The organism is Rubripirellula amarantea (genome assembly GCF_007859865.1).
Classification (GTDB): Bacteria; Planctomycetota; Planctomycetia; order Pirellulales; family Pirellulaceae; genus Rubripirellula; species Rubripirellula amarantea.
On record NZ_SJPI01000001.1, the window covers coordinates 1977245 to 2004215 of the forward strand.

Below are 26971 nucleotides of genomic sequence, written 5' to 3' on the forward strand. Positions count from 1 at the left end.
TCGCTTCTGTCACATTCGCAACGATCAACGTCACTACTTACTTCGATTCGTCCTGCGGTTTTTGCTTCGGTAACATCATCGACGATTGAATTGTCAAAGAGACGCCGCAAGTCGAACGATCAACGCTCAATGCGTCGTCGGAAGATGTTGCGATGGATGGGCGTCGAGAATTTAGAATCGCGTCAAATGTTGGCGGCTGATTTTGGTGACGCTCCGTTACCCTATCCGGTGACGCTTGCCGATGGCGGTCCCCAGCATCAAGCGGTCGGTCCGATGCTCGGTGCTACGCGCACGATGGAAGCAGATGGCACAACCTTGCTCACAGCGAATGGCGATGACGGTGATGATGGTGTGCAGTTCAACGAACTGCGTGTTGGTCAGCAAGACGCGATGATCGTCGTTGATGTTCAAGACGCTCCTGCGGGAGCGTTTGTGGATGCGTGGATCGACTTCAATGGTGATGGAACTTGGGCGGGACATAACGAGCACGTCTTGAAGAACGTGGCTGTTGTTGACGGTGCCAACCAACTTCTGATCGATGTGCCAGCGGACGCCAATTCGGGCGACACGTTTGCCCGCGTGCGTCTAAGCACGGTTGGCAACCATTCCACGACGAGTACCGCTATAGATGGTGAAGTGGAAGACTACGTGGTTAGCGTATTGCCTCCCACGGCGACGAACGCTGGTTTTATTGACCACTCGATTAGCGCCGTAACAGTCGGCGGAGGTCAGTACTACTTTGGTGCAATCACCAGTGGAGACTTTGATAACGATGGAGACGTGGACGTTGTTGTCTCACTCGACAATGGCAGCGCCCAAGATGTGAATCTGGCGTGGTTCGAGAACCAGAACGGGGGCGAATCCTTCGTTCAACGCGACATCGACGCGAACTTGCCACTGCTGCAAGAGGTCATCGCGGTTGATGTCGATAGCGACGGAGACTTGGACTTGGTGGCGGCTATCGAAGGTGACGATGAAGTTGCGTGGTACGAAAACGACGGGACCGGTGGATTTACTCGTCAAACGGTTGCTGCTGGGATTAGTGCGCCGATCGGCGTGGCGGCTGGCGATATCGACAACGACGGTGACGTGGATCTATTCTCGGTCAATCATTACAGCGGCAATTTGCGAATCCACGAGAACACTGGAAACGGACAGTTCAACACGTCCATCATCAGTACCCCGTTAACTTTAGCCCGGCACGTGGAAGTCGCTGACATGGATCGAGATGGTGATTTGGACATCATCACCTTCGAGCAAAATCCGCGTCGAACCACCATTCATCAGAATTTTGGTCAAGGCCAGTTCGCAACGCAGATTTTTGAAGAGGGCGAAATGGCGGGAGCGGTGCGTGACCTTGATGCGGACGGCGACATCGACATCGTGACGCGGACAAGAAGCATCATCGGTGAGATTATCAACCAGGGTAATGGCACCTACACCAACACACTAAACGACATTGGGTTCTCACTTTACGGTTGGGCGACCGAAGTGCTTGCGGTGGACATTGACGGTGACAATGTTCCGGAAATTTTGACCCCGGTTTCGACGACACCGGGACATCCGCTGGTTGATACCCGCTTCACGATTTACGAACGCACGACGAACGGTCTTGCCGAGTCGTCGCAGATCAACGGCATTGGATTCGTCGCAACTGCGGCCGATATCGATGGCGATGGCGACTTAGATTTGTTCGGTGCTGATCCTAACGGCATGTTGGTTTGGCAAGAGAACGTGACCGTAAACGTCTTGCCGACGATTGCACCGATTGAAGATGTAAATCTTGTGTTCAACTCTGCCGAGGAAACGATCGAGCTCGTGGGCATTTCGCCGGGGATTAACGAGACTCAAGCTTTGCGAGTCTCCGCCGCGTCGAGTGACCCCGCGGTCATTGCTGACCCTGTTGTCGTGTATAGCGACGGAGACTCCGTCGCGCAGCTATCGCTGACGCCTCAGGCTGGTCAACGTGGAATCGCGACGATCACGGTGACCTTAGAAGATCCTGGTTTCGACGGTGATTTCGCGACGATCTCGGACAATGGGATTCGAACCGAGTCATTCAATGTGACTGTTTCATCGTTCGGTCCAAACCTGTCTCAGACCGGCGACTATCCGACGGTGATCAGCGAATTGCTAGTCGATCCACTTTTTGGGGCCAACGTTTTAGATACGCATCAGTTACTTGAGTTTCGCGGAGCTCCGGACACTCAGCTCAGTGACAATACTTACTTCGTCGTTGTCGATGAACAGAACTTTTCGCGAGGCGAGATCCGTGAAGTGTTCGATCTAAGCGGGCTTTCGTTTGGTTCCAATGGCTATTTAGTATTGACTCAGGAAGGTTCGACTCACGTCGTCGCTGCAGAAGCCAATCACATCCAAAGCACTGCTGTTGGTTTTACCGGTCTGCCTGATAGCCGCTATTCGTCGCTTGATACCGACGGTCATATCGGCGATGTGCTTGTGGGTGCCAATGGTTACTTTCTGATTGAATCCGACGTCCCGCCGACCGTCGGGGCTGATATCGATACCGACGATGATGGACTAGCGGAAATTGGGGGAGTCCGAGCCGATTGGCGCATTCTTGATTCGGTGTCACTTCACCCGTTTGTCGCCGCAGGAGACCAAGGCTACGGTCAGATTTTAATCTCGGAACCATCCACTGGTAACGACCCGAACTTAAGAACGGTAGAGCCGGGGGTTTCCATCGTCACGGTTGATGGCGGCGGATACGTCGCAAGGTTGGGCGAGTCAGTTGGGAGTGAACCGGAAGCTTGGATCTCGGGTACTGCAGTTAATATAGATACCGATCGTAGTGGACCGTTGCTTGAGCTTTACGGTTTCGGGCCCGAACTTCCCCTTCCCTACCGTTTGCTTGAGCGTCCGCTCGACAACTTCGGGGAAGCCAACTTCTTTGGTGGTGTTCGAGGAACGATGCAATTGCTTCCGGCTTTGGGGGACATCGATCCTAATCAACCAACGCCTGATCCGGTGCCGCTCGTCGGTGTTCAGGTCTTGGCCGATGAGAACGGCAATGGTGTTCGTGATGTCTTCGTGCGCAACGCCGATCCCAACGTGATCACGGATCCCATCGCAGCCACGTTGCCAACATTTCCTGACATTCCTTTGACGCACGCGTTCCCCGGTTTAACGCTTTCGACTGCCGACGATCTAAACAAACCGTATGACTTTGAAGTTCGTGGTGTTCGAGAAGGGCAAAACGTATTCCAGCAACAGAACTTCATCTATTCACACGCGGGCGTGAACTTCTTCAATGAGAGCCGAAAACTACGAGCCGATTTCGATCATCCGGTCAGCGAAGTTTCAATCGACGTCATTGGATCTGGATCCGGAACGACACCTGCGTATGGGCGTTTGGAAATTTATGATAAGAACGACAACTTGTTAGGAGTGACGATCAGCCCTCCGTTGCTGCGGACCACCCGCACCACGCTTTCTTTGGCCTCGACTCAGGACGACATTGCTTATGCGGTCGCCTACTCTGATGAGTCGCTCAATCCTAGTAGTCCATTCGGCAAGTTCGACTCGCTGACATACCGACAATCGGAAGTTGTGGCGTTTACCGATGAAACGGGACGCTACGAAATCGCGAACCTATCACCGGGGCAATACGAGATCGTTGTCAATGGCGTCACCGATCTATCGCTGTTGGGAATTCAATCGCAGCCAGTCCAGATTGATAAGTACGAACACTTTGTGATCGGTTCGTCACTTCGTCCCAATACGGCACCCGTGATGGATGCCGAGTTTGCATTCTCGGTGAATGAAAACGCTGTTGTGGGAACGGCGATCGGAATGATTGTGGCATCGGATCCGGATAGCCAAAATTTGGTTTTTAGCATCGAAGGGGAAAACGAGTTTGGACTGGTGATCGACTCGCAAACTGGTGAGTTGTCTGTGGGGCCAAGCTCGTCGCTAAATTTCGAAGCCGTCAATGCATTCACGCTCAATGTCGCCGCGACGGATGGCTTTGCCGCTAGGACCGCAGTCGTGACGGTCGATGTCTTAGACCGCAACGAAGCACCCATTGTTTCTTCGTCTGACTTTAGGATCGCCGAGGGAACTGCTGGCGGAACGGTGATTGGTGAAGTTGACGCAATCGATCCCGACTTTAGTTTGGGGCAAACCCTTACCTATTCCATCATCGGAGGTCGTGATGCGGGCGACTTTGTGATCGATCCAACGTCCGGTTTGGTAAGCCTTTCGGATTCGATCACCGCCGATTTCGAAACGCGTCGAGAACTTCGTTTCATCGTGCGAGTAAGCGATAACGCGTCACCGTCACTTTCCACAGATGTGGAGCAGATTGTTACGGTGATTGACCAAAATGACCCTCCGCAGTTCGTGACCACTCAGATCGATGTGGCAGAAAATTCGCAAGGCGTGATCGGAACGGTTGTTGCCACGGATGCTGATGCAGGGCAGACGTTGACGTATCAATTGACCAATGCGGGCAGCTCTCCGTTTTCGATTTCAAGTTCTGGTGTGGTGTCGATTCGAAGCGGCTTCACTCTCGACTTTGAAACTCAATCGACCTATGCGTTGAGTGTCGTCGTCCTCGACAACGGTACGCCAGCGATTGCCGAGAACGCGACCATTACCGTCAATGTTACGGACGTGAACGAGCCTCCTGCGCTAGAGCAAGAGAGCGTAGAGATCGCCGAAGATGCTGCCGTTGGTAGCGTCGTAACGGTGCTTGCGACACAGGATCCGGAAGGTGGGCAGGCCAACTATGTCATTACGCTGCTTGAATCCGACGACAGCGCTGAGTTCGACTTCAATTCGGACACCAACGAGGTCACGGTGGCTGCGGGGGCCAACTTGGATTACGAAACCGATGCTTCGAAGTCGCTGCGATTCCGAATCAGTGATTCTGAGGGAATTGAGCCAAGCAATGAGGTTGTCTTAACCATTGCAATTCGTGACGCGAATGATGCTCCAACGATACGTGCGAATCGGTTGGTTGTTTCCGAGTTGGCGGTCGCTGGCACACCGGTAGGTCGGGTTTCTGTTTCTGACCCAGATTCAGGCGACGTTTTAAGCGTTGAGATTTCAGGTGGGCGTGATGCCGATTTGTTCGTTCTCGATTCGGATACTCAGATGCTCGCCGTCGCTGCTGGGGCTTCGTTTGATGCAGAGTCTTCGTCAGGTCCACTTTTAGTTGAAGTCACCGTTACCGATGAAGACGGGCTTAGCGCGACCGCTACGATCGAGATTCTGGTCAACGATGTGAACGAACCACCGGTCATTACTCAAACGCCGCCGGCTTCAACGAGCATGCAGAGCGGCGAACTGTTCTCATTCACGTTGCCTCCTGATGCAGTCGTCGATCCGGAATCATCGAGTGTGGAGCTCGCCGTGTTTGCTCAATCCGGTGAACTACCTGAATGGTTGGACTTTGATCCAGCCACAGGTGTGCTGATCGGCTTAGCGACGCCTCAGTCGGTTGGCAGCTATCAATTGATACTGCGTGCTTTCGAGAAAGGACCGCTTTCGTTGCGTTCGGATTATTCGTTCGCAATCAACGTAGAGGCTGGCGAACTACCGCTGACGAATAAGCGAGATCCTTTGGATGTCGACGCCAATGGTCGCATTGCGGCTATCGACGCACTTCGAGTCGTTAACTACATCACTCGCTTTGGCCGTTCCTTGCCGATATCGACTCAACAAGCGTTTAACGGGTTTGTTGATACTTCGGGCGACGGTTCGGTAACGGCACTGGATGCTCTGTTGATCATCAATGCGTTGAGTTCCCAATCGAGTGAAGGTGAGCAATGGTTGCCGGGCCAAATTGGGGATGACGACTCGGACCTCGTTGCTGACCAAGCACTAGCGGCTTACCTTAGCGAGTCCAGCCTGTTTTAGACGATGGGCTTATGTGGCAGGCTCAATTCATAAGGCGTGTGGCCTAGCGGATTGAGCGAACATCCGAGTCGTTAGAAATAGACACCCACGGCTCGGACCGTGGTAGGTTTGCCTCGATAGATGACGGCGTCTCCGCGTCGAAGTTCTCTCAGGTCGCGTTCTGTCTCGTCAGCGAAGTGCAACTCGCTTGGCTCATCCGTGCGAACGACGACAAAACGACGACCCTCGAGACAAACCATGATCGCATCCGCATTCAAGAGAGTTGAGTGATCGTTTTCACAATCCGGCTGATGGTTCGGCGACACCGACGCATCAGCAAGAGTTGCTGGCACTTTCGCGAGTGTCGATGAAGACACTTCTTTTTCGATTGCGTTGGAAGTTTGAATCATGGCGTCATGGTAGAACGCGGTGGTGACACGTTAGGTCAAAAGCGTAAACGATTTTTCTGCGTCTGTGTTTTGTTGTCTGTTGATTTTATGCCACTTCTAAAAATAGAGATACCTTCAAGTGTTGATGGTCGCGAAATTCCTTCGCGAGTGAAGTCACGCATCAGCGCCGATTTAGCACGTATCGAAGCGTTCCAAGACTGTTGGGATCGACCACAGATTGAACAGTTTGTGGCCGCTGATTTTTTTCACATGTACCAATCGCTTGACTGGACACTCCAAACGCAACTGACGATCGGGAAACGTTTCATCGAATGGGGATGTGGCTTCGCGGTTGTATCGGCGATGGCATCGACGCTTGGCTTAAGTGTAGTTGGCATTGAAGCGGAGTCAGCGTTGATCGAACATGGACGTGCAACAGTTCGAGATTGGAATGAAGATGTCGAGATTGTCCACGGCAACTTTTTGCCCGATGGTGCAGAGTCGCTTGCCGATGACGACTACTTGCCTAGCCTTGGCCACGCCGTTGCGTCGGCCTATCAGACGCTCGGACTAGACCTCGATGACTTTGCAATCGTCTACTCCTATCCGTGGCCGGGGGAAGACGATTTTCACGAAGCTGTTTTCGAGCGATACGCTTGCGTTGGCGCGCTACTGATTATGTTCTGCGGTCCCAATGACATTCGGCTGTATCGCAAGGGCAGCAGATAAGCAGTGGATGACAAAATGAAAGCGAACGTCTATTGATTTTGCCCAGTTAAGCCAGACCTTGTCAGTGCTATTGGTGCTGAGTTGAATTGCATTGTGCTGAAACTGCACTGTGCTGAAATTGCACCCCGATGAACGAAGTTGCTTCCGCATAGATTGCGGAGGATTAATTCCACCACTCGCCGTTTTCGGTAACGGGTTGGATCGGGCAACGCATGGACTCGAACGCCGACATGACTTCACCGGTAGCCCAATCGAGGTCGTCTAGCTCAAGACGGTACTCGGGCCAATCCCAACTCGCCGGCCACATTTGATGGGGAGCAGGCCATCTTGTTTCCGCCGTCGTTTTCTGAATTCTGGCAATCAAACGCGGGGTGCTCGCCAGTGTTGATTCATGACTGTCAATTTTCGGCAGCTTAGGCACGAAGGCTGACAGCCAAGGTTCGTTGGGTTTGATTAACGAAGCGTCGATGATGTTTTCGGAAGCAGGCGACTTCAGTTCGGTTTGGTTGGGGGCGGGCGCGTTTCCTACGACTCGCATCGCTTCGGGTATCGGTTTGGCGTTGAAGATCGTTAGCTGATATTCCTCACGCAGCCGCTGACACAGTTCACCGCGGTTGGCTTCGCTACCACCGACAATCGCCATGGAAGGAACGCCTTGTTCCATATGCTTGGCAAGCTGGTTTAGCGTCCAGCCGAACCTCGGGTCGCGATAGTGGCCGGCAACATCACAAGCAGGCTGAACGACGAAGCGGCGAGCAGTGTAGCGAGGGTGCGGGACGACGAGTCCAGTTCGGCCACCGATCAGTTCACCGTGAAGCACAACGTCGAGGTCAATCGAGCGGGCGCCCCAGCGTTCTTTTCGCAAACGCCCTAATTTATTTTCGATTTCCTGAAGCAAGTTCAAAATGTCCGCGGCGGACGATTCGGTGTCGAACGCAGCCACTGCGTTCAAGAACGGTTCTTGACCACCGGGGCCACCGATCGGCGGTGTTTCAAAAAGTCGACTGGCGGCAAAGTTTTGAACAAGAGGTTCCGCTTGGATCATGCGTGCAGCCGCGACGATCCGCTGGTCGCGGTCACCGAGATTACTTCCAAAACTGATTAGACACTGAGCCATCGCCTTAACTTAGTTGCCGAGTGTTGGTGGGAGTAGTCCGGCGCATGGAAGAAGTTTTAGCGGTGTTGTGTGAATTTTCCTGCCGCTTGCCCGATCCGGGCCGCCCCACGATGATCAGGGGATGGAAGAATCAGAAACCGAAGTGCAATCGCCGGACGAACTGTTTTTAACGGCGGTGGTATTTGAAATCGCGTTGGGGCTGTTGGCTCTATTTTTGGGCTGGTCATTAGGCCCTGATGCTCGTGCGATGATTCCCAAGGTCGACTCCAGCGAGATTTGGCCGATCGTTAATCAGGTATTGTGGGGGCTGTTGGCAACAGTGCCATTGCTAGTTTTCATCGAAATAGTGCGGCGGATTCCGTGCGAACCGGTGCGCGAGCTCGAGCGGTTGGGCGAAGATGGAATGATGAAGTCGCTCTTGAGCTTGAGCCCTGCGGAAATGGTGGTTATCAGTCTCTGTGCTGGAATAGGTGAAGAATTGCTTTTTCGCGGCTGGCTCTTGTACTGGCTAGAAGGCCTCTACGGACGTCTTTTCAGTGTGGATGCCGGCTCCACTGCTGCTTTGGTTGCCGCCCTCATCGTATCTTCGATCGCATTTGGGCTCGTCCATCCCATCACGAAGCTATACATCGTTTTGGCAGCAATCATGGGGCTGTATTTCGGCGGGCTCGTGATTTGGACGGGCAGCCTATTGGTGCCAATCACTGCACATGCGGCCTACGATGCGGTTCAGATGATACTGACGTCGTGGTTAAACAAGCGAAAAGCGGCTCAGCCTCATTCGGGCTAGCCGGCGTGGGTTTCTGGCTCGATCGCTGTCAAAATTGGTTGCCCAGATGACTGCAGGCACCTTCGCTGATCGAGATATTTTCGCTATTCTGCTTAGCAATTTGCCCTTGGTTCGCCAAAACTTCATCTGGTGTGCCCCCCCATTCACTCATTGTTGGATCGAAAGCCAGTGCCCGCGCGCGACGACATCAAGAAAATCATGATCATTGGCAGCGGACCGATTGTGATCGGCCAAGCTTGCGAATTTGATTACTCGGGAACCCAGGCCTGCAAAGCACTCCGCGAGGAAGGCTATGAAGTAGTGCTGGTCAACAGTAATCCCGCGACCATCATGACCGATCCAGCAACCGCCGATGCAACGTACATTGAGCCGTTGAATTGGCAGATGCTCGAAAAGATCATCGCTAAGGAAAAGCCATGTGCATTGCTTCCTACGCTGGGAGGGCAAACTGCTCTCAACGCGGCGATGGATTTGGAAGCCAATGGCATTTTGAAAAAGTACAACGTCGAATTGATTGGTGCTGACACCCGCGTGATCGCCAAAGCGGAAGAACGCGACCAATTCAAAGAAGCGATGGAAAAAATCGGTCTCGATGTCTGCAAGGGCTACACGGTCCACACTCTCGAAGAAGCTCGTGCAGCACTCAAGGAAGTCGGACTTCCCGCCGTTGTTCGTCCAAGCTTCACGATGGGCGGCAGTGGTAGCGCGATCGCATACAACAAGGACGAGTTTGACACCTTGACTCAGCAAGGGCTTGATCAATCGCCGGTTACCGAAGTCTTGATCGAAGAATCCATCATTGGATGGAAAGAATACGAGATGGAAGTGATGCGAGACAAAGATGACAACGTCGTCATCATTTGCAGTATCGAAAACTTTGACGCAATGGGCGTGCACACCGGTGACTCGATCACGGTGGCACCCGCGCAAACTCTGACCGACAAAGAATACCAGCGCATGCGAGATGCCTCGCAAGCAGTCATTCGAGAAATCGGTGTCGAGACAGGTGGTAGCAATATTCAGTTTGCGATCGAACCCGACACGGGACGGATGATCGTGATCGAGATGAACCCCCGAGTCAGTCGCAGTAGTGCCTTGGCCAGCAAAGCGACGGGTTTCCCGATCGCTAAGATCGCCGCCAAGCTTGCCGTTGGATATCGCTTGTGGGAATTGCCAAACGATATTACTCAAAAGACGAAGGCCTGCTTCGAACCAACGATCGACTACGTGGTTACGAAGATTCCTCGCTTTGCCTTCGAAAAGTTTCCTGAAGCCGATGCAACGTTGACCACGCAAATGAAGAGCGTTGGTGAAACGATGGCCATTGGTCGTTCGTTTCGCGAGTCGTTTCAAAAAGCGATGCGTGGACTCGAAGTCGGCGCTTTCGGGTTTGGCAGTGACAATCGAGACTTGTGGGGCACGCCGGACCAGCCGGACCAAGACGAAATCATCGCAAAGCTCAGCACGCCCACCGCAGAGCGAGTGTTCTACATTCGCTACGCCATGAAAGCGGGAATGTCGATCGAAGAGATCCATTCCTACACTAACATCGACGTTTGGTTCTTAGACCATCTGATTCAGTTGATCGAGCAAGAAAATCGCTTGATCGAACTTGGCTCTCTGGACGCTATCGATGCTGAAACGATGCGAGAAGTGAAGCGTGATGGATTTGCCGATCGCCAACTAGCGACGATCTTCGGAACCACCGAAACAAAGGTTCGCGCCAAGCGTCACGCCCTCGGTGTGAAGCCGGTGTTCAAGAGTGTTGATACTTGTGCTGCGGAATTTGAAGCGTATACGCCGTACTACTACAGCACCTATGAAGAAGAAACGGAATTGCCACCAAAGGCAGGTCAAAAGCGAATCATGATTCTGGGAGGCGGTCCGAACCGGATTGGTCAGGGGATCGAGTTTGACTACTGCTGTTGTCACGCCAGCTTTGCGCTGCGTGAACTCGGCATTGAGTCCATCATGGTTAATAGCAATCCCGAAACGGTTAGCACGGACTATGACACTTCGGACATTTTGTTCTTTGAGCCACTAACGATCGAGGACGTTCTGAATATCTGCGATGCGGTCCAGCCCGACGGGGTGATCGTGCAGTTTGGTGGCCAAACTCCTCTGAATCTCGCTCGCGGACTGCAACAGGCTGGTGTGCCGATCATTGGAACAAGCGTCGAAACAATCGAGGCTGCGGAAGATCGCGAGTTGTTCCAAAAGCTGATCGACGAACTTGGTCTAAGTCAGCCGCCGAGCGGCATCGCTCGAAACATGGACGAAGCTCGCATTGCTGGTAAGGTCATTGGCTTCCCAATGTTGGTTCGCCCCAGCTTTGTTTTGGGAGGGCGAGCGATGGAGATTTGTTACGACCAACCGCAATTTGAACGCTACGTCGCGGAAGCGTTTGTCGTGGCCGATGGGCAACCCGTTCTTATTGACCGCTTCTTGGAAGATGCCACCGAGGTCGATGTTGATGCCGTTTCCGATGGTACGGATTGCGTGATCATGGGCATCATGGAACACATCGAAGAAGCTGGCGTTCACTCGGGCGACTCGGCTTGCGCGATTCCGCCTTACAGTTTGACTCAGCCGATTTTGGAAGAGATTCGTGCGGCGACAAAGAAGCTCGCAAAACGCCTCAATGTTATCGGTTTGATGAACATCCAGTTCGCAATCAAGAAAGATGGCGAAGATCACTCCGTCTATATTCTCGAGGTCAATCCGCGAGCATCACGGACGGCGCCGTTCGTCGCGAAGGCCACAGGCGTGCCGGTGGCATCCATCGCTACTAAGGTAATGACGGGAATGACGTTGGCAGAGTTGGGAGTGACCAAAGAAGTCATTCCATCGCACGTGTCGATCAAAGAAAGCGTATTCCCGTTCCGCAAATTTAGCGGCGTCGACATTGTGCTTGGGCCTGAAATGCGAAGCACCGGCGAAGTGATGGGCATCAGTGATAGTTTCGCGATCGCGTTTGCCAAGAGTCAGCTTGCCGCTGGGACTGTTCTTCCCACGGAAGGAAAAATCTTCATTAGCTTGTCTTCGCGACACAAAGAACCTGCAATCGCGATCGGTCGAGAGCTGCGGGAAATGGGGTTTGAGATCTTGGCAACTTCCGGGACTGCCAGCCGGCTTAGCGAAGGCGGTGTCGAAGTGACCCGCGTGAAGAAGCTTGCCGAAGGGCATCCTAACCTGATTGATTACCTTAAGAACGAAGATGTTCAGTTGATCATCAATACCCCGAGCGGTAAGGGTGCTCGAACCGATGAAGGGCGAATCCGCGCTGCAGCAGTGCAAGCGGGCGTTCCCTGCATTACAACCATTGCGGCCGCAGAGGCTGCCGTGCGAGCGATGCACGCAACGCGTGAATCGCCTATGGAGGTCGTGTCGCTTCAGGATCGCTACGCCGCAGTCAAAAGCTGATTCCGTTTCATGGCTACCGAATCCAATCAACCCGACGAAGGTACGTTTGACCCAGCCAGCTTAAAGTTGTTGGTGGTCGACAATGAAGCGGCGCATGCGCGAGCGATGACGGAATCGCTCGAGAAAGTAGGTTACGTTTGCGAAGTGGCCACGAGTGGTCCCGAAGCTGCGGGCATGATTCAGCGTGAGACCTACGACATCATCATCACGGACATGGTGATGAACGATGTCGATGGAATGAAGATCTTGGATCTTGCCAAAGAAAAGTTGCCCGGCGTTGAGGTCGTGATGGTTACCGGCCATGCCACGGTGCCCGTTGCCGTGGAAGCCATGCAAAAAGGTGCATTCAACTTTCTCGAAAAGCCAATCACGCCCAATCGCTTGCGGGCGATCGCCGAAAAGGCTGCCGAGGCTGTATCACTGAAAAAACGCAACACTGAATTGTTGCAAAGACTCGACGAGCGATTTGGTTTTGAAGGGATTATCTACACCAGCAAGAAGATGCAGGATGTGGTTGATCGGGTGCGCCGAATCGCGGCTACCGACGCGACTGTCTTGATCACCGGTGAAAATGGTACGGGTAAAGAGGTTATCGCCCAAGCGATTCATCAGAACAGCCCTCGACGCAGCAAACGCATGGTGGCGATGAACACCGGCGCCATCGCAGAGAATTTGGTCGAAAGCGAGCTGTTTGGACACGTCAAGGGTTCGTTCACCGACGCGGTGTCTGATCGCGAAGGCGCGTTTCAATACGCCAACGGCGGCACGTTGTTTCTAGATGAAGTCGGTGACATGCCGATGAGTACGCAAATCAAGCTGCTGCGAGTGCTAGAGGAGAACAAAATCACTCGCGTGGGCGAGAACAAAGAAATCAAAGTCAACGTGCGGATGATCTCGGCAACCAATCGCCCACTCGAAGATTTGATTGACGCAGGGACGTTTCGGCGAGACCTCTATCATCGCTTGAAAGTTGTCACAATCGAATTGCCCGCACTTCGTGATCGCCGAGAAGACGTGGTCCCCTTAATGGATCACTTTCGTAAACAATTCTTGCGGCGTTATGACAAGCCGAACGCTCATTTCACACCCGCAACGACCAAGCGTTTTTTCGCTTACGATTGGCCGGGTAACGTTCGTCAATTGCGTAACTTTGTCGAAACGATGGTGGTGCTCGACACGGACGGTTCGCTTGATATCGATGATCTGCCGCCTGAACTTGTCGACCAGAACGATCACGTTGAAACGGACGATTCGAATGCGATGCCGGTTGCGGCAATTGGGGGTGGTTCAGAGTCGGCTTTGATCGGTCGGCCCCTCAGCGAGATCGAACGTTGGGCCATCGAAGAAACTCTTAAGATGACAAACGACAACCGAGAGAAAGCGGCTGAGATTCTCGAGATTGGCGCGAGGACGCTCTATCGCCGTCTCGACCAATACAAAAAAGACGAAGAATGATTTTCGCCCGCCAGTCTTGGCGACAATTTCGAGTCGAACGATCTCACTTCGCATGACCTTTTTGAGTTCACTAATCTCTGTTTTTCTAAATTGGATTTCTAGATGTCAGACCGAATCATTATGCGAACGGGCGAAGCACTCGTCGCTGGCGGACCACCCTTTACGGCGGCCGAACCTGAGGTTGTGATTGGCGAACTTGACGGTCCCGTGGGGATCGCGTTGGCGACACTAACGGGCGACCAAACGAAGGGGCACTCAAAGGTGTTCGCGATTTTGAACACGGACGTCCAGGTTCGCCCCGTCACATTATGCGTCAGCAAGGTGACCGTCAAAGACAACCGTTACACAAACATTTTGATGGGTACGGTTCAAGCCGCGATCGCAAACGGAGTATTGGATGCTGTTCGAGCAGGCGATCTACCGAAGGATCGGGTCAATGAGCTCGGGATTATCTGTAGCGTTTGGCTCAATCCAGGTGTCGCGACCGACAACAATCTAGACCATAAGGCACTGTTTGATATTCACCGCGAAGCGATGGCCAAGGCCATTCATAAAGCGATGAACAACGAACCGTCGATTGATTGGTTGCTAGAGAACCAAGACAAAATTACGCACAAGTACTACCAGATGGGGCTCGACGGGAAGATCTAACGAAAAAGCTGCTGCTTTCCCGACAACCTCAGCACTCTTCCTGGCTGCCGTGAATCTCTCGCGGAACGTAACGGCCCGGACCATCATCACGGTAGTGGGTTGCAATCGCATCTTCGAATTCTTCACGCGTTCGCAAACGAATGAATGACGTTCGAACGTTTTCGTAATCAGGATGCGATTGGGAGTACTTGATGCAGAACTTTCGCATCAACAGTGGTGCTCGCTCGATTGAGTAAGTTTGTTCGCACAGGTCAAAGTGTTGACGCATCACTTCCACTTGTTGATGCAAGGTCGGTGGAGGCGGAAAAGGGGCGCCCGCATCGAGTGCACGTGCTTGGTTGAAGATCCAAGGATTGCCAATTGCGCCCCGCGCAATCGTGACCCCGTCGATACCAGTCTGCTCGATCATCCGAATCGCATCCGCGGCCGCAAACAGATCTCCGCTACCTAAGATTTTTAGCGAATCGCCCACGTGAGCTTTGACATCAGTTAGAAATTCCCAACGGCTTGGTCCAACGTAACGCTGAACAACGGTTCGGCCGTGTACCGTCGCAGCGGCTAATCCCGCTTCAATTGCGCCGTCGAGAATTTCGAAGAAGTGGTCGCGAGATTCTTGGGAATCGTCGATGCCGCGTCGCATCTTGACGGTTACGGGAATGTGATCCGGAACGATGTCACGGGTCCGTTGAAGGATCTCGATCGCTACCTTGGGTTGTGAGAGATGAAATCCGCCACGACATCGACCTAGGACTTTCTTGACGGGGCAACCAAAGTTGACGTCGATAATGTCGAAGCCTGCCTCAACAAGTTTGGCCGCACCCAACGAAAACTGCTCTGGCTCCGCTCCCATTAGTTGGCCACCCACCGGTGGTTCATCCGGATGGATGTCAAGAAAGTGCTTAGTCTTTTGTTTCTTCGTCAGCGATAACAAGAACTGGTCAAGCATCACTTCACAAATTGTGTAGCTTGCCCCGAGCCGGCGAGCCATCAATCGCATCGGCAGATCGCTGTATCCCGATAACGCTGCCTGGACCACGGGGAACCCGATCTCGACGTTGCCGATCGTTAATGGGGAAAGCGCGTGTGGTTTGTCCGTCTGGGTTGTGGAAGTGGGCATGAATTTCAGGGATACTGCGTGTGCGTTTATGTGGGGGCTTGGTAGTCGCGGGCAAAATACTCTGACCCTCGATCCCTACCCGAGTACCAACAAGATTGCCATCATGTCCAACATCAAAGCTCTCTTGGCGGCCTGCATTGTGATCGCCTTTGTTTCATTTGCCAACGCAGCCACAACTATGAAGATAGACAAACAATCCTTTGGTCAAACGCCTGATGGGCAGGCCGTAACACGCTACACCTTGACCAATTCAGCTGGAAACAGCGTCCAAGTGATGACCTGGGGGGCGTCACTATTGGAAGTTCGGGTACCTGATCGCCTCGGTAATCTCGAAAACGTGAATTGTGTTTTTGACTCGCTTGCCCCTTATCTGACAAAGCATCCTTACTTTGGCAGTACGGTTGGACGGTTCTGCAATCGAATCGGTAACGCGCAATTTTCAATTGACGGCACTCAGTACTCATTGACCGTCAACCACGGCAAGCACCAGTTGCACGGCGGCATCAAGAACTTCGCCTTCAAGAATTGGGAAAGTGAAAGTTACCAAGACGAAAGTGGTGGCGGAGTTCGGTTTACTTTGGTCAGTCCCGATGGCGATGAAGGGTTTCCAGGTGAGGTTTCGGTCACAACTGACTATCACTGGAACGACGCTAACGAGCTTGCGATCAAGTTTACGGCCACAACTGATGCGCCCACGCACGTCAACTTTACGAACCATAGTTATTGGAACTTGGCCGGTGTGGGAAGCGGCACGATGCTCGATCACCTCTTAACCATCGAAGCCGATCAAGTGCTCGACGTTGATGGTGATTTGATTCCAACGGGCAAGTTCAACGATGTCGAGGGAACTCCATTCGACTTTCGGGAGCCAACCGCAATTGGTAAACGCAATGACCAATTGCCAGCCACCAAGGGCTATGACCATTGCCTCGTTGTTCGTGGTGAAGCAGGAAATCTTCGTTCGGCCGCTCGCGTTGTTGATCCCCAATCGGGCCGGGTGATGGAGGTAGAAACCACTCAGCCAGGCATGCAACTTTACGCTGCGGGTAATTTGCCTGGCGGGGATAAGTCGGCCGGTTTTGGTCCGCACGATGCATTCTGCTTAGAAACGCAGCACTTCCCCGATGCTCCCAATCAACCATCCTTTGCAAGTACGTTGCTAAAGCCAGGTGAAGAATTAGAAGAGGTTACCGTTCACCGTTTTTTGGTTGACTAGGTATCAACTGACTAGGTATCAACCAACAATCAATCAACCAGCCGACCAATCGGGCTGGCGAAGGGAAGGCAACCCTCTTCTCTCGCCTGACTCGTTATTCTTCCGCAAAACGTCTGAAACCTATCTAAGGTTTCAGGCGTTTTTTTTTGCGAGGGAGGATGTATCCGCTGCATAAGTTGGTTTGTCGCGTTGGCGATGACTTGGTGCAAGCTGATTGAGATTTCTCGTCAACCCTTGGCCCGGGGTTTGCAATGTTATTGACACGAAACTAAGGAAAGGTTCATACTTTCTTAACAATCACCCTCGCCCATTTGGTATTTGCCCATGACATTGGACTTGGCATTTGGAACTGCAGCCATCATCGGGCTATCGGTCTTGGCATTTGTTGTTGGACGCTGGCTATCGGCGAGACAGCAATCCAATCGCGGGTTGTTCTTCACTTCATCGCTTGCCTTGACGCTTGCGTTTTCTTGGTTGTTGGGCGGAAAACTATTTTGGGCAGAGCTTTTGCCTTCTGCATCAGTCATTTACTGGTCCAACTTGATGCCCGTGTTGTTGTCTTTGACGGCAGGCTTCGCCAGCATGACAGGCGTGTTGTCACGTTGGAATCGATCGACGACCGTGGTTCTATTAATTCTGCTGACATCGGCCTACGTGGCAATGCCGTTGGCTCGGCCCGCGATCGCACCTGCGGACACGAATGCCGATTCGGATTGGCATGGACGTGTATGTCTACAATCGCATGGTTCAACCTGTGCTCCCGCGGCGGCGGCAACCTTGCTTCGTTCGGCATCGATCACGGCCAGTGAATCGCAAATGGCGCGATGGTGCTTGACCAGCCAATACGGAACGGAACCGTTGGGTTTGTTCCGCGGGTTGGCGATCGCTTCGCAAAACTATCCGCGTCGAGCGCGTGTGGCGTCAAAGGATGCATCGACGTGGGAAGATCTTGGTCAGCTACCTAACGTTGCCTTGGTGACGTTCGAATCGTTTGGAAACGCCAACGGTGCCACACGGACTCTCGATCGCGTTTTCGGACCAGGGCGAGAAGGGCATGCCGTGGTCGTGTTGGGACGCACCGATGGGGGTCAGTGGTTGATCGCGGATCCCGCGTTTGGAACTACGACGTGGACGGACCAAACCTTTCAGTCGCGTTTTACTGGCGATGCAATCTACTTAAAGCGCGCGAGTCGGTAGTCGCATTCAATCGCAAGAGTTTGTGGGGATCATGGTAGTGTGTTTCCTTGATCTGCGACCGGTTTGTAACTTCGGAAAACGGTCGCCGGTCTCAGTGCAAACTGTACCGATTCATTTTGTAGTGCAGTGTTCGCACGCTAATGCCGAGAGCACTGGCGGTTTGTTCGCGATGAAAATCGTGAGCCGCCAACGCCGATTGAATCGCAATTTTTTCCGCGTCCTCAGTCACCTCACTGAGTGGTCTGATCTGAGATGAATTCGTTGACGCAACGGCGATCAATTCGGAAGGCAGGTCCGCAGCAGTGATCGTGTCGCCACTTACCGTCACTACCAAACGCTCAACCACATTTCGTAGTTGGCGAATGTTGCCTGGCCAACTGGCGTGAATCAACGTTTGCATGGCTTCTTCGTCAAATGTCTTATCGCCGCGTCGGTGTCGATTGATAAAGTGCGATAGGAAGTGGTCGGCCAACAATGGAATGTCCTCTCGACGTTGTCGAAGCGGAGGGACTTCGATGGGGACAATGTTAAGACGGTAGAATAGGTCTTCCCGAAACGTGCCTTCTTGCACGAGGGTGGGCATGTCGCGGTTGGTTGCCGAAATGATCCGAGCATCAGAATGCAGAATCTCCTCGCCGCCCACTCGAGTGAACTGACCGGTTTCTAAAACTCGCAATAAATCAACTTGGCTCTTGGCGGGGATCTCCGTGATTTCATCGAGCAGCAGCGTGCCTCGCATCGCCTGTTCAAAGCAGCCTGGTTTCTGTCGCATAGCACCGGTGAATGCGCCTTCTTCGTGGCCAAACAGTTCGCTTTCCAGCAGTGTCTCTGGCAATGCGCCCAAGTTGACGGCGACGAAGGGGCCGCTCGAACGGTTCCCTAGATCATGAATCGCCCTGGCGATAAGTTCTTTTCCCGTCCCACTTTCACCCTGGATCAAAACGGTCGCGTCGGTATCGGCAACTTGCCGGATTTGGCCAAGCACTTCCTGCAAGGCTCGGCAACTTCCCACAATCCGGGAGACCTCGCCCGCCTTGGCGAGTTGGTCCTTTAGCAACCGATTCTCCGTTTGCAATCGATGGTGCTCAATCGCCTTGCTGACTTGTTGGCGAATCAAGGTCAGGTCGACGGGCTTAGTGATGAAATCAAACGCTCCTCGCCGCATCGCTTCCACCGCTGTCTCAACAGTGCCATGCGCGGTGATCACGATCGCGGTAGTGCCCGGACGACGTTCCTGCACCAACGATACAAATTCCAACCCGTCACGATCACCCGGCAAACGAACATCCACGATGACGAGTTGATAAAGATCTGCGTCAAACTTATCAAGCGCTTCGTTGACGCTTCCCGCCGTTTCGATCCGGTCAGCGATCTTTTGCAGTCCCTTCGCGAGGCCCGAACGAATGTTGGGTTCGTCGTCGACGATCAGAATTTGAAATGGGTCTTCCATGCGAACTAAATTTTCGAGTTGAACGGGGACGCGATCGGTAAAGTTATTTCAAAGGTAGTGCCAGCCGGTGAGGTGTGAAATTCTATGCCACCGTTGTGCTGCCGCATGATCTTGTCGCTTAGGGCTAACCCTAGGCCAGTGCCTTCACTTTTCGTGGTGAAATAGGGATCGAAGATGCAGTCCTTTAGGTCATCAGGAATTCCGGGGCCCTCGTCCGTGATCGTGACCGTGAACGACTCGGCATTGATGATCGTGTCCACAACGACACGGCCGCCGTTGGGCATTGCTTGAATCGCATTGTTGAGCAGGTTAAAGAATACTTGTTCTATTCGCGGACGATCGACACGTACCTTAGCTATTGAGTCGAGAGAAGTCTTATCGATGAGCACGACATTGGATTGTTTGGCTTTGGGAGTCAGTAGCTGAACTTGATGCACGATCAGGTCACCCAGATTGGCCCATTCAGGATTCAGTTCGCCAAGAGAAGCGAAGTCGCGGAACCCTTCTAGCACGGTTCCCACACGTTGCACTTCGGTTGTGATAACCGACAACATTTGATCGACATCTTCACTGACATGGTTTTCGTTGAGGTGTTCTTCCAGCAATTGAACATGTAGCGACAGGGCCGCTAAAGGATTCTTGATTTCATGGTGCAGCCCGACTGCAAGTGAGCCCAAGCCCATGTATCGTTCCATCCTTCGCATGCGCTCTTTGACGAGCACTTGTTGGGTGACGTCGCGAAGTTGCAGTACGTTTCCAATATCCTTGCCCTCGAAATCAGTCAGCGTTTGGCAAGAGCCTTGCAATGTGCGTTCTGTACCGTTGTCGGTGAGGGTGAATTCTTGAAAGTGATCAGAAGATGGCTTTGATCGACCCTTCATTCGAAAGCCGTTGAGTTGCAGTTTATCTGAAAGGCTTTCCAGTGGCACACCAACGCATTGCCTGCTGGCGCCAAGCAATTCGATACCTCGGCGATTGATGCTGGTTACTTTGCCATGGGGATCCGTCGTTAGGACCGCTTGGTCGATGCTGCTAAGGATATCGCCCGAGAGAGCTTTGACGTCTCGCAGTGATTGTTGCGAGGCACGATAGGCGCTTGAAAGTAAAAGGATCGCCAATCCTGCGACGACAAGATTAAGCACGACCAGAATCGTAATACGGAACTGCCAGCGTAATTCACCGGCCAATTCTTCGGCAGATTCGGCTGCATCGCTCGGCAGTCGCTTGATCAATTCCTGAACGATCTTCTGCTCGCGTAGGAAATCAACCTCCACCCAGACCGTAACGGCGATCGCAGCAACGCTAAGTGCCAATAGAGCCGAGATTGCTAGTCGATAGTTCTTGCCTGTTTCTGGTTGAAAACGAAACAAACTCAGCCTCTAAGAAATTGGAGCACGGGGGAATAGTTGTGCAGGTTGCTGCACATGGTCTGCAATTCTTTGCAGAAGTGACGAAGTCCCAGTTTAGCAAGCCGAAACGAGATCACCGTAATTGCCAGTGATTCTGACTGCGGCGAAACAAAACCACAAGGATTAACGGTTTGGGCATGGCGATTGCCAACGTTGTGTAGCCTCGCGATACATCCGATCCATTTTCATTCCACCTAGGTTCACCGTTGCCCGTAATAGAACAGTCGAAAGATTCGCATGTTGGTGGAACCTCACAAACAGACCTGTACGAAGCGATTCGCGGCGCAGTCGATCACGCTGCTCATCTGCTACCCGCGCAGGGGCCCATCACGGTATTCGTTCACCACAATACTCTTCACGCCTTTGAGCACTTAAATTTTGATGCGGGTGTCCAGGCCGGCGGGCGGTTGTTCAATTGCCATGCCTATCTGCCCGAAGATCGCTATCAGGCAGAATTAGCTCGAGGTCGAATACGCGTCGAAGACTTGGATGCCGTGTTGCAAGAAGACCTCGGCGACGAGGCGGATCGGTTGGTAGCGACGTTTGGAACTCGCTATGCATTGCGATTGGCAATGATGCAGTTCCCACTGCATTCGGGTCCACCGCACGAATTGCGATGGGTGGTTGCGGAAACTGATGCGTTGCGGAAATTTCGGCAGGAAGTCGATCCTGTCATGCGGGAGAACTTGATCACGCAAACTCGCAAGTGGTGCTTGGACTTGCTGGATGGAGCGCCAGGCAATTCCAGTGAAATTCAACGCGAACTGGTTTGTGATCTTGAACGTTACGATGCCCATTCGTGGGAACTTTCGAAGTGGGAACCGTTCACGCTCAAATTTCTATGGCGAGTTTGCTGTGCTGGAGTGACAACGATCACCAATGACGATGGTGGGGCCGTCATACCGAGTTCACCACGCCGGCATCGTGACATACTTCTCGATCAAGTCGGTGAAGACTCGGATCAAAATGTTCATGATGTGTTGATCCGATACTGTTCAATGTTTCTTGATCAAGGGTTCGCCGATTGGGATGAACTACCAAGAGACATCGGGTTCTACGACGCCTTTTTGCATTTGTATTGTCAGCGACTGGCCGCACCCACGCGCTGGATGTCCTCTCTACAGACAGAATGTCGGCGACTGAAATCGCAAAACGTCGGGCCGCTTGATTCCATCGCCCAGTCGCTCGTGGCGCTTGGCGTGGACGCTGAAGAATACGAGTCCTATATCACTCACTCGCTACTGGCGCTTCGAGGGTGGGCCGGAATGGTTTGGCAGATGGAAACCAATGCGGACTGGGCACCGCGGCCAGCGGCGAAAGGCAGTTTGGTTGAATTCTTGGCGATTCGTCTATTGCTAGACCGACTTTCGATAACGCAGGTGGTTCGCGATTCGCTTGACGATGCGATACCACTCGACCAAGTGCGTCAGCGGATCGATACCGGATTAGCGTTCAGCCAAAAAGATCGAGTTGAACAACGAGCGTTTAACGTTTTTCAGCTCGCTCAGGTACGTGGATGGTTGCCGAGAAACTTGCAAAGTCTGACTCGTGAGCAGTGGCGGACCCTAGTCAGTGAAATTGAAGCCTTTGGAAGTTTGGACCGAAGACGTATCTACCATCGCGCTTACGAACGCAAGTATCGTAATGAAACGCTCGACGCCATCATTTCGCACGGTGAACATACGATTGACCCGCTACCCGAGCCGAAGTTCGTGCTTGTTACCTGCATCGATGATCGAGAGGAGTCGTTCCGCCGCCACGTTGAAGAAGTGGAACCGAACTGTGAAACGGTGGGCATCGCCGGGTTCTACGGTACAGCGATGTACTATCGCGGCGCAGAGGACGCTCACTTTAAGCCGCTGTGCCCGGTTTCGATCAAGCCGAAACACTATGTGATCGAAGAACCCTTGTATTCGTTGTCGGAAGTAGAGCGACGGCGATCGCAAACACGCAAACGAATCGGCGCGATCACTCATCGAACGCACTTGGGGACGCGTTCACTGCTGGGCGGGCTGGTGACCACGTTGGCTGGCTCTCTTGCTGCGTTTCCCTTGGTAGGTCGGATTCTATTTCCACGCACGGTTGCTCGGTTGCGGTCTCGCTTGCACGGTATCATCGAACCGCCAAGTACCCAATTAAGATACGAACGGCTGGACCCTGATCCTGGCAGCCAGAACGGGAAGTTGGGTTTTTCAGTCGATGAAATGGCATCGATTGTTGAGAACACGCTGCGATCCGCCGGGATGACTCATCGTTGGTCGAAATTGATTGTGTTTCTTGGCCATGGTTCGACCAGTCTGAACAATCCCCATGAGTCGGCTTACAACTGTGGTGCTTGCGCCGGTAGTCGTGGTGGCCCTAATGCGCGAGCGTTTGCCTTGATGGCGAATGATCATCGCGTTCGCAATCGCCTTGTCGATCGAGGGTTGAGCATTCCGGATGACACTTGGTTCGTGGGTGGCTATCACGACACAACGAATGATTCAGTCACCTTCGCAGATCTAGATCGTTTACCGGTTTCGCACCGTGCAAAGTTTGAATCGCTGGTTGAAGTTATCGACGAGGCTCGGCAACGCAATGCTCACGAGCGGTGTCGACGATTCGAATCGGCTCCCTTGGACATTTCCTTCAAAGATGCTTTAGAGCATGTTGAAGATCGACCCGAGGATTTGTCGCAAGCCCGTCCGGAGTACAACCACGCGACGAATTCATTGTGCTTGGTGGGGCGTCGGTCTTGGAGTCGCGGTTTGTTCTTAGATCGTCGCTCGTTCCTGACATCCTATGATCCTTCGCAAGACGACGAGCAAGGCTCGATTTTAGAGGGCATTCTACGAGCGGCCATTCCCGTGTGTGCGGGCATTAGCCTTGAATATTATTTCTCAACGGTTGATGTGGAAGGCTACGGATGTGGATCGAAGTTGCCTCACAACATCACTTCGCTGCTCGGCGTGATGTCGGGATCGGCCAGTGATTTGCGTCCCGGACTATCAGCTCAGATGGTTGAGATTCACGAGCCGATGCGAATCCTTTTTGTCATTGAAACCACTCAAGAGATTATGAATCGGATCGTTGCCAATAACCCCGCCATCAAACAATTGATCCAAGGGGGATGGGTGCAACTAGCGATTCTCAACAGCGAAACATCACACATCCATCGATACGTCCGCGGGGAATTCGTCGTTTACGCCCCACACACCAGGGAAATTCCAGTCGTCGGCACTTCCATAAATTGGTACCGAAATCACCGCGATCATTTGGGGTTCGCAACGGTCGAGGCTTCACTTCATCCAACGATCAAAACTGAGGACGGACGCTCATGAATATTGATGCTTGGTTCTACGCCCTAGGGTTGCTGGTCGTCGTGTGTCCGACAGTTTTGTTGGCTGTGTTCGGAATCGCGCCACTTTTTGATCTGCGACTAAGCGAGCGCGTCGTTGCCCGGTTCACCGAGATTTCGGTGATCACAGGTCTAACCGCATCCCTTGCCATTTTGGTCTTGATGTTGGTTACGGGAAGACGCGATGTGCCCATCGAAATTGGCGATTGGGTTGTGATTCCGCAACAACATTTTCACTTTCATTTGAAGTTCGTATTCGATCGGCTATCGGTTCCGTTTGTAATCCTGTCGTTCGTACTGGTGGGAACAATCGGCGCTTTTGCTAGCCGTTATTTGCACCGCGAGCGAGGATACCACCGTTTCTTTGTGCTTTACGCCGTGTTCTTGTTGGGCATGGTCGTGTCATCATTGGCTGGAACCATTGAGACATTGTTCTTCGGGTGGGAGTTCGTGGGACTGTCCTCGGCTTTGTTGGTTGCGTACTTTCACGAACATCGCAATCCAGTTCGCAACGGGCTTAGTGTTTGGGTGATCTACCGGATCGCGGACGCTGCATTCTTGATCGCGGCGATTACGTTGCACCACTTAACCGGCGGCGGTGATTTTGACGGCTTGATGGGGACGGGAGCTTGGCCTGAAGGTCACGCTTCCATTTCAAGTTCTCATGCGTTGTTTGTGGGGTTGTTGTTATTAGTTGCGGCAGCGGGCAAGTCCGCTTTGGTTCCCTTCTCGGGCTGGCTTCCCAGGGCGATGGAAGGGCCAACGCCATCGAGTGCGATTTTCTACGGAGCATTGTCCGTTCACTTAGGTGCTTTCTTGTTGCTTCGCGTCAGCCCGTTGCTTGAGGCATCGTGGGTGTTGAGTGCTTGTGTCGTCGCGATCGGCGTCGTCTCGGCGATTTTTGGTTCGCTTGCCGCTCGCGTGCAAACCGACATCAAGAGCGCTCTCGCATTTGCTTCGCTAACTCAGGTCGGCATCATCGTCGCCGAGATCGGACTAGGGTTTCGATACCTTGCACTGATTCACATCATCGGTCACGCCTGTGTTCGCACGCTGCAATTGTTGCGTGCTCCCACACTTCTGCATGACTATCATTCACTCGAAAATGCGATTGGCGGCCAGCTATCTCACTCTCCTACGGTTTGGTCCCGCTGGTTGCCGATTGAAGTTCGATTATGGATATATCGAATTTCCATTGAGCGAGGATTCATGGACGCTGTTTTGAACGATTACATCGCTCACCCGTTTGTTCTTGTCTTTCGCAAATGCGACTCTTGGGAGCGAGCGTGGACGGATTGGTTGTCAGGCGGGAAATCTCGCGAATCTGACGACGTTAAACCAACGCCAAGTTCGTTAGAGGAGTTCATCTAATGGCTGAACTGCATCTGCCTTGGCTCGAATTGTCGGTCCTGATTCCGCTTGTCGGAGCGATCGTTGTCGCATGGATGAATGATGCCTCACGCGCCCGCAAGGTGTGCTTGGCCGTTTGCACGTTAACGCTTGCATGTGCGACCGCCGAGTGGTTTGACTTTGTCAGCTTGGGAACCTTCGAGGCCCACGATCACTGGGACTTTATCGAATGGACCTTTCATGAAGACGTGTTTGTGATTGACGAGCTAAATTCGCCCCTGATCCCATTGGCGGCATTGCTTTGTTTGCTGACTGCGTTGTCAACGCTGCGGACGAAGGTCAATCGGTTTTCCTTTTCGTCGATGTTGACCAGTGAAGCGATCTTGATTGCGACACTGAGTTGCCGTAGCGCGTGGGTCATTGTGGCCTTGTTGATAGCCGCGATTTTTCCGGTGCTGTTGGAATTGCGATCGCGTGGTCAATGCACACGGGTATTTGTTGCCCACATGGGACTATTTGCTGTACTGCTGGTACTCGGACAATCGCTCGTTCAACTGGACTTTGTCGTCACGGGTGGCGGTTTGCTCACGGCTGCAGCGCTTCTTCGCAGCGGAATCGTTCCGTTGCATTGCTGGATGACGGACTTGTTTGAAAAGGCCAGTTTCGGGACGTCGCTACTCTTTGTGACGCCGATGGTGGGTGCCTACGCGGTCATGCGATTGGTGTTGCCGATAGCGCCGGACTGGGCACTGCAAAGCATCGCAATCGTGTCGCTCTTTACGGCCGTATACGCCGGCAGCATGGCACTGGTGCAACGTGAGGCACGCCGGTTTTTCTGCTACCTGTTCCTGAGTCATTCGTCGTTAGTTTTGGTCGGCCTTGAGATTGCGACGCCCATCGGATTGACGGGAGCGCTTTGCGTGTGGCTTTCCGTAGCCCTGTCGCTGACCGGCTTTGGGTTAACGCTTCGCTGTGTTGAAGCAAGAACCGGTCGGCTATCGCTAAGTGGTTTTCATGGTTTATATGAACACATGCCGGCGTTGGGCGTTCTGTTCCTGATCATGGGACTTGCGTCGATCGGCTTCCCGGGCACCATTGGTTTCATTGGTTCGGAGCTGCTAATCGAAGGCGCGATAGGAGTCTATCCGTCGGTTGGAATGGCAGTCGTTTTAGCGATGATGCTAAACGGGATCGCTATTTTGAACGCGTACTTTCGAGTGTTCACCGGGCATCGTCATACGGCTTCAATTTCGTTGAGGTCTCGCGCCTCTGAGCGTCTGACGATCTTGATCTTGGTTGTCTTGGTGATCGGCGGCGGTCTGTTTCCTCAGCCCGGTGTGCAGTCTCGCTTTCATGCCGCCAGCGCATTGTTGGACCAACGCAGCATTGCTCGGCAGGGCCATCAAACCAGTGAGCCCGTGCTCGCTCATCACGATCAACCCTGACTTCTACCTTCTACTCGATGGCCGCAGCGTCATC

16 protein-coding genes are annotated in these 26971 nt (G+C 53.0%); 11 read left to right on the forward strand and 5 right to left on the reverse strand.

Features of this window, described 5'->3' with window-relative positions; translation table 11 throughout:
- The first annotated feature begins 129 nt into the window (after positions 1-129).
- The gene (locus Pla22_RS07230; protein WP_165440551.1) at positions 130-5883 is read left to right on the forward strand and encodes a cadherin domain-containing protein; all 5754 of its coding nucleotides are present in this window, start codon (positions 130-132) and stop codon (positions 5881-5883) included.
- 71 nt (positions 5884-5954) lie between these two features.
- On the opposite strand, the gene Pla22_RS07235 is transcribed toward Pla22_RS07230, so the two are convergent.
- Positions 5955-6272, reverse strand: a complete 318-nt coding sequence (locus Pla22_RS07235) for a hypothetical protein (RefSeq protein WP_146514015.1) — start codon at positions 6270-6272, stop codon at positions 5955-5957.
- Positions 6273-6359: 87 nt separating this feature from the next.
- Between Pla22_RS07235 and Pla22_RS07240 the strand changes: the two genes are divergently transcribed.
- The gene (locus Pla22_RS07240) at positions 6360-6980 is read left to right on the forward strand and encodes a class I SAM-dependent methyltransferase (protein WP_146514016.1); all 621 of its coding nucleotides are present in this window, start codon (positions 6360-6362) and stop codon (positions 6978-6980) included.
- 163 nt (positions 6981-7143) lie between these two features.
- On the opposite strand, the gene folK is transcribed toward Pla22_RS07240, so the two are convergent.
- The gene (gene folK, locus Pla22_RS07245; RefSeq protein WP_146514017.1) at positions 7144-8097 is read right to left on the reverse strand and encodes a 2-amino-4-hydroxy-6-hydroxymethyldihydropteridine diphosphokinase; all 954 of its coding nucleotides are present in this window, start codon (positions 8095-8097) and stop codon (positions 7144-7146) included.
- Between the two features lie 121 nt (positions 8098-8218).
- On the opposite strand from folK, the gene Pla22_RS07250 reads away from it, so the two are divergent.
- From Pla22_RS07250 to fae, 4 genes are all read left to right on the forward strand, one after another.
- On the forward strand, positions 8219-8887 hold the full coding sequence (locus tag Pla22_RS07250) for a CPBP family intramembrane glutamic endopeptidase (protein ID WP_146514018.1): 669 nt from the start codon (positions 8219-8221) through the stop codon (positions 8885-8887).
- 168 nt (positions 8888-9055) lie between these two features.
- Entirely contained in the window at positions 9056-12310 is a 3255-nt protein-coding gene (gene carB, locus Pla22_RS07255) for a carbamoyl-phosphate synthase large subunit (protein ID WP_146515290.1), read from the forward strand.
- A gap of 9 nt (positions 12311-12319) precedes the next feature.
- Positions 12320-13765, forward strand: a complete 1446-nt coding sequence (locus Pla22_RS07260) for a sigma-54-dependent transcriptional regulator (RefSeq protein ID WP_146514019.1) — start codon at positions 12320-12322, stop codon at positions 13763-13765.
- Positions 13766-13867: 102 nt separating this feature from the next.
- A complete protein-coding gene (gene fae / locus Pla22_RS07265) occupies positions 13868-14416 on the forward strand; it encodes a formaldehyde-activating enzyme (protein ID WP_146514020.1) in 549 nt (182 codons plus the stop codon).
- Between the two features lie 28 nt (positions 14417-14444).
- Here the strand turns inward: fae and Pla22_RS07270 are convergent, their stop codons facing one another.
- Positions 14445-15533: a tRNA dihydrouridine synthase gene (locus Pla22_RS07270; protein WP_146514021.1), complete on the reverse strand. Its 1089-nt coding sequence runs from the start codon at positions 15531-15533 to the stop codon at positions 14445-14447.
- 178 nt (positions 15534-15711) lie between these two features.
- Between Pla22_RS07270 and Pla22_RS07275 the strand changes: the two genes are divergently transcribed.
- Entirely contained in the window at positions 15712-16749 is a 1038-nt protein-coding gene (locus Pla22_RS07275; protein ID WP_146515291.1) for an aldose epimerase family protein, read from the forward strand.
- Positions 16750-17073: 324 nt separating this feature from the next.
- On the forward strand, positions 17074-17946 hold the full coding sequence (locus Pla22_RS07280) for a cysteine peptidase family C39 domain-containing protein (protein WP_146514022.1): 873 nt from the start codon (positions 17074-17076) through the stop codon (positions 17944-17946).
- A gap of 91 nt (positions 17947-18037) precedes the next feature.
- Here the strand turns inward: Pla22_RS07280 and Pla22_RS07285 are convergent, their stop codons facing one another.
- Together Pla22_RS07285 and Pla22_RS07290 are read right to left on the reverse strand one after the other, a co-directional pair.
- On the reverse strand, positions 18038-19396 hold the full coding sequence (locus Pla22_RS07285; protein WP_146514023.1) for a sigma-54-dependent transcriptional regulator: 1359 nt from the start codon (positions 19394-19396) through the stop codon (positions 18038-18040).
- A gap of 5 nt (positions 19397-19401) precedes the next feature.
- On the reverse strand, positions 19402-20766 hold the full coding sequence (locus Pla22_RS07290) for a two-component system sensor histidine kinase NtrB (protein ID WP_146514024.1): 1365 nt from the start codon (positions 20764-20766) through the stop codon (positions 19402-19404).
- A gap of 245 nt (positions 20767-21011) precedes the next feature.
- Between Pla22_RS07290 and Pla22_RS07295 the strand changes: the two genes are divergently transcribed.
- The 3 genes from Pla22_RS07295 to Pla22_RS07305 are packed head-to-tail and all read left to right on the forward strand — an operon-like array spanning position 21012 to position 26937.
- Positions 21012-24125, forward strand: a complete 3114-nt coding sequence (locus tag Pla22_RS07295) for a DUF2309 domain-containing protein (RefSeq protein ID WP_207310311.1) — start codon at positions 21012-21014, stop codon at positions 24123-24125.
- Positions 24122-25513, forward strand: coding sequence for a proton-conducting transporter transmembrane domain-containing protein (locus Pla22_RS07300; RefSeq protein WP_146514025.1), 1392 nt, complete (start codon positions 24122-24124; stop codon positions 25511-25513). Before Pla22_RS07295 ends, Pla22_RS07300 begins: the two co-directional genes overlap by 4 nt.
- Complete coding sequence (locus tag Pla22_RS07305) at positions 25513-26937, forward strand: proton-conducting transporter transmembrane domain-containing protein (protein ID WP_146514026.1); 1425 nt, start codon at positions 25513-25515, stop codon at positions 26935-26937. The genes Pla22_RS07300 and Pla22_RS07305 overlap by 1 nt, the downstream gene beginning before the upstream one ends.
- Positions 26938-26971: the final 34 nt, after the last annotated feature.

Bases quoted from the DNA above. Each gene is read 5' to 3' on its own strand.
- Pla22_RS07300 (WP_146514025.1), top strand. From the start codon at position 24,122: ATGAATATTGATGCTTGGTTCTACGCCCTAGGGTTGCTGGTCGTCGTG.
- Pla22_RS07240 (WP_146514016.1), top strand. From the start codon at position 6,360: ATGCCACTTCTAAAAATAGAGATACCTTCAAGTGTTGATGGTCGCGAA.
- Pla22_RS07305 (WP_146514026.1), top strand. From the start codon at position 25,513: ATGGCTGAACTGCATCTGCCTTGGCTCGAATTGTCGGTCCTGATTCCG.
- Pla22_RS07235 (WP_146514015.1), bottom strand. From the start codon at position 6,272: ATGATTCAAACTTCCAACGCAATCGAAAAAGAAGTGTCTTCATCGACA.
- Pla22_RS07250 (WP_146514018.1), top strand. From the start codon at position 8,219: ATGGAAGAATCAGAAACCGAAGTGCAATCGCCGGACGAACTGTTTTTA.
- Pla22_RS07275 (WP_146515291.1), top strand. From the start codon at position 15,712: ATGAAGATAGACAAACAATCCTTTGGTCAAACGCCTGATGGGCAGGCC.
- Pla22_RS07280 (WP_146514022.1), top strand. From the start codon at position 17,074: ATGACATTGGACTTGGCATTTGGAACTGCAGCCATCATCGGGCTATCG.
- Pla22_RS07285 (WP_146514023.1), bottom strand. From the start codon at position 19,396: ATGGAAGACCCATTTCAAATTCTGATCGTCGACGACGAACCCAACATT.
- fae (WP_146514020.1), top strand. From the start codon at position 13,868: ATGTCAGACCGAATCATTATGCGAACGGGCGAAGCACTCGTCGCTGGC.
- Pla22_RS07270 (WP_146514021.1), bottom strand. From the start codon at position 15,533: ATGCCCACTTCCACAACCCAGACGGACAAACCACACGCGCTTTCCCCA.
- folK (WP_146514017.1), bottom strand. From the start codon at position 8,097: ATGGCTCAGTGTCTAATCAGTTTTGGAAGTAATCTCGGTGACCGCGAC.
- Pla22_RS07260 (WP_146514019.1), top strand. From the start codon at position 12,320: ATGGCTACCGAATCCAATCAACCCGACGAAGGTACGTTTGACCCAGCC.
- Pla22_RS07230 (WP_165440551.1), top strand. From the start codon at position 130: ATGCGTCGTCGGAAGATGTTGCGATGGATGGGCGTCGAGAATTTAGAA.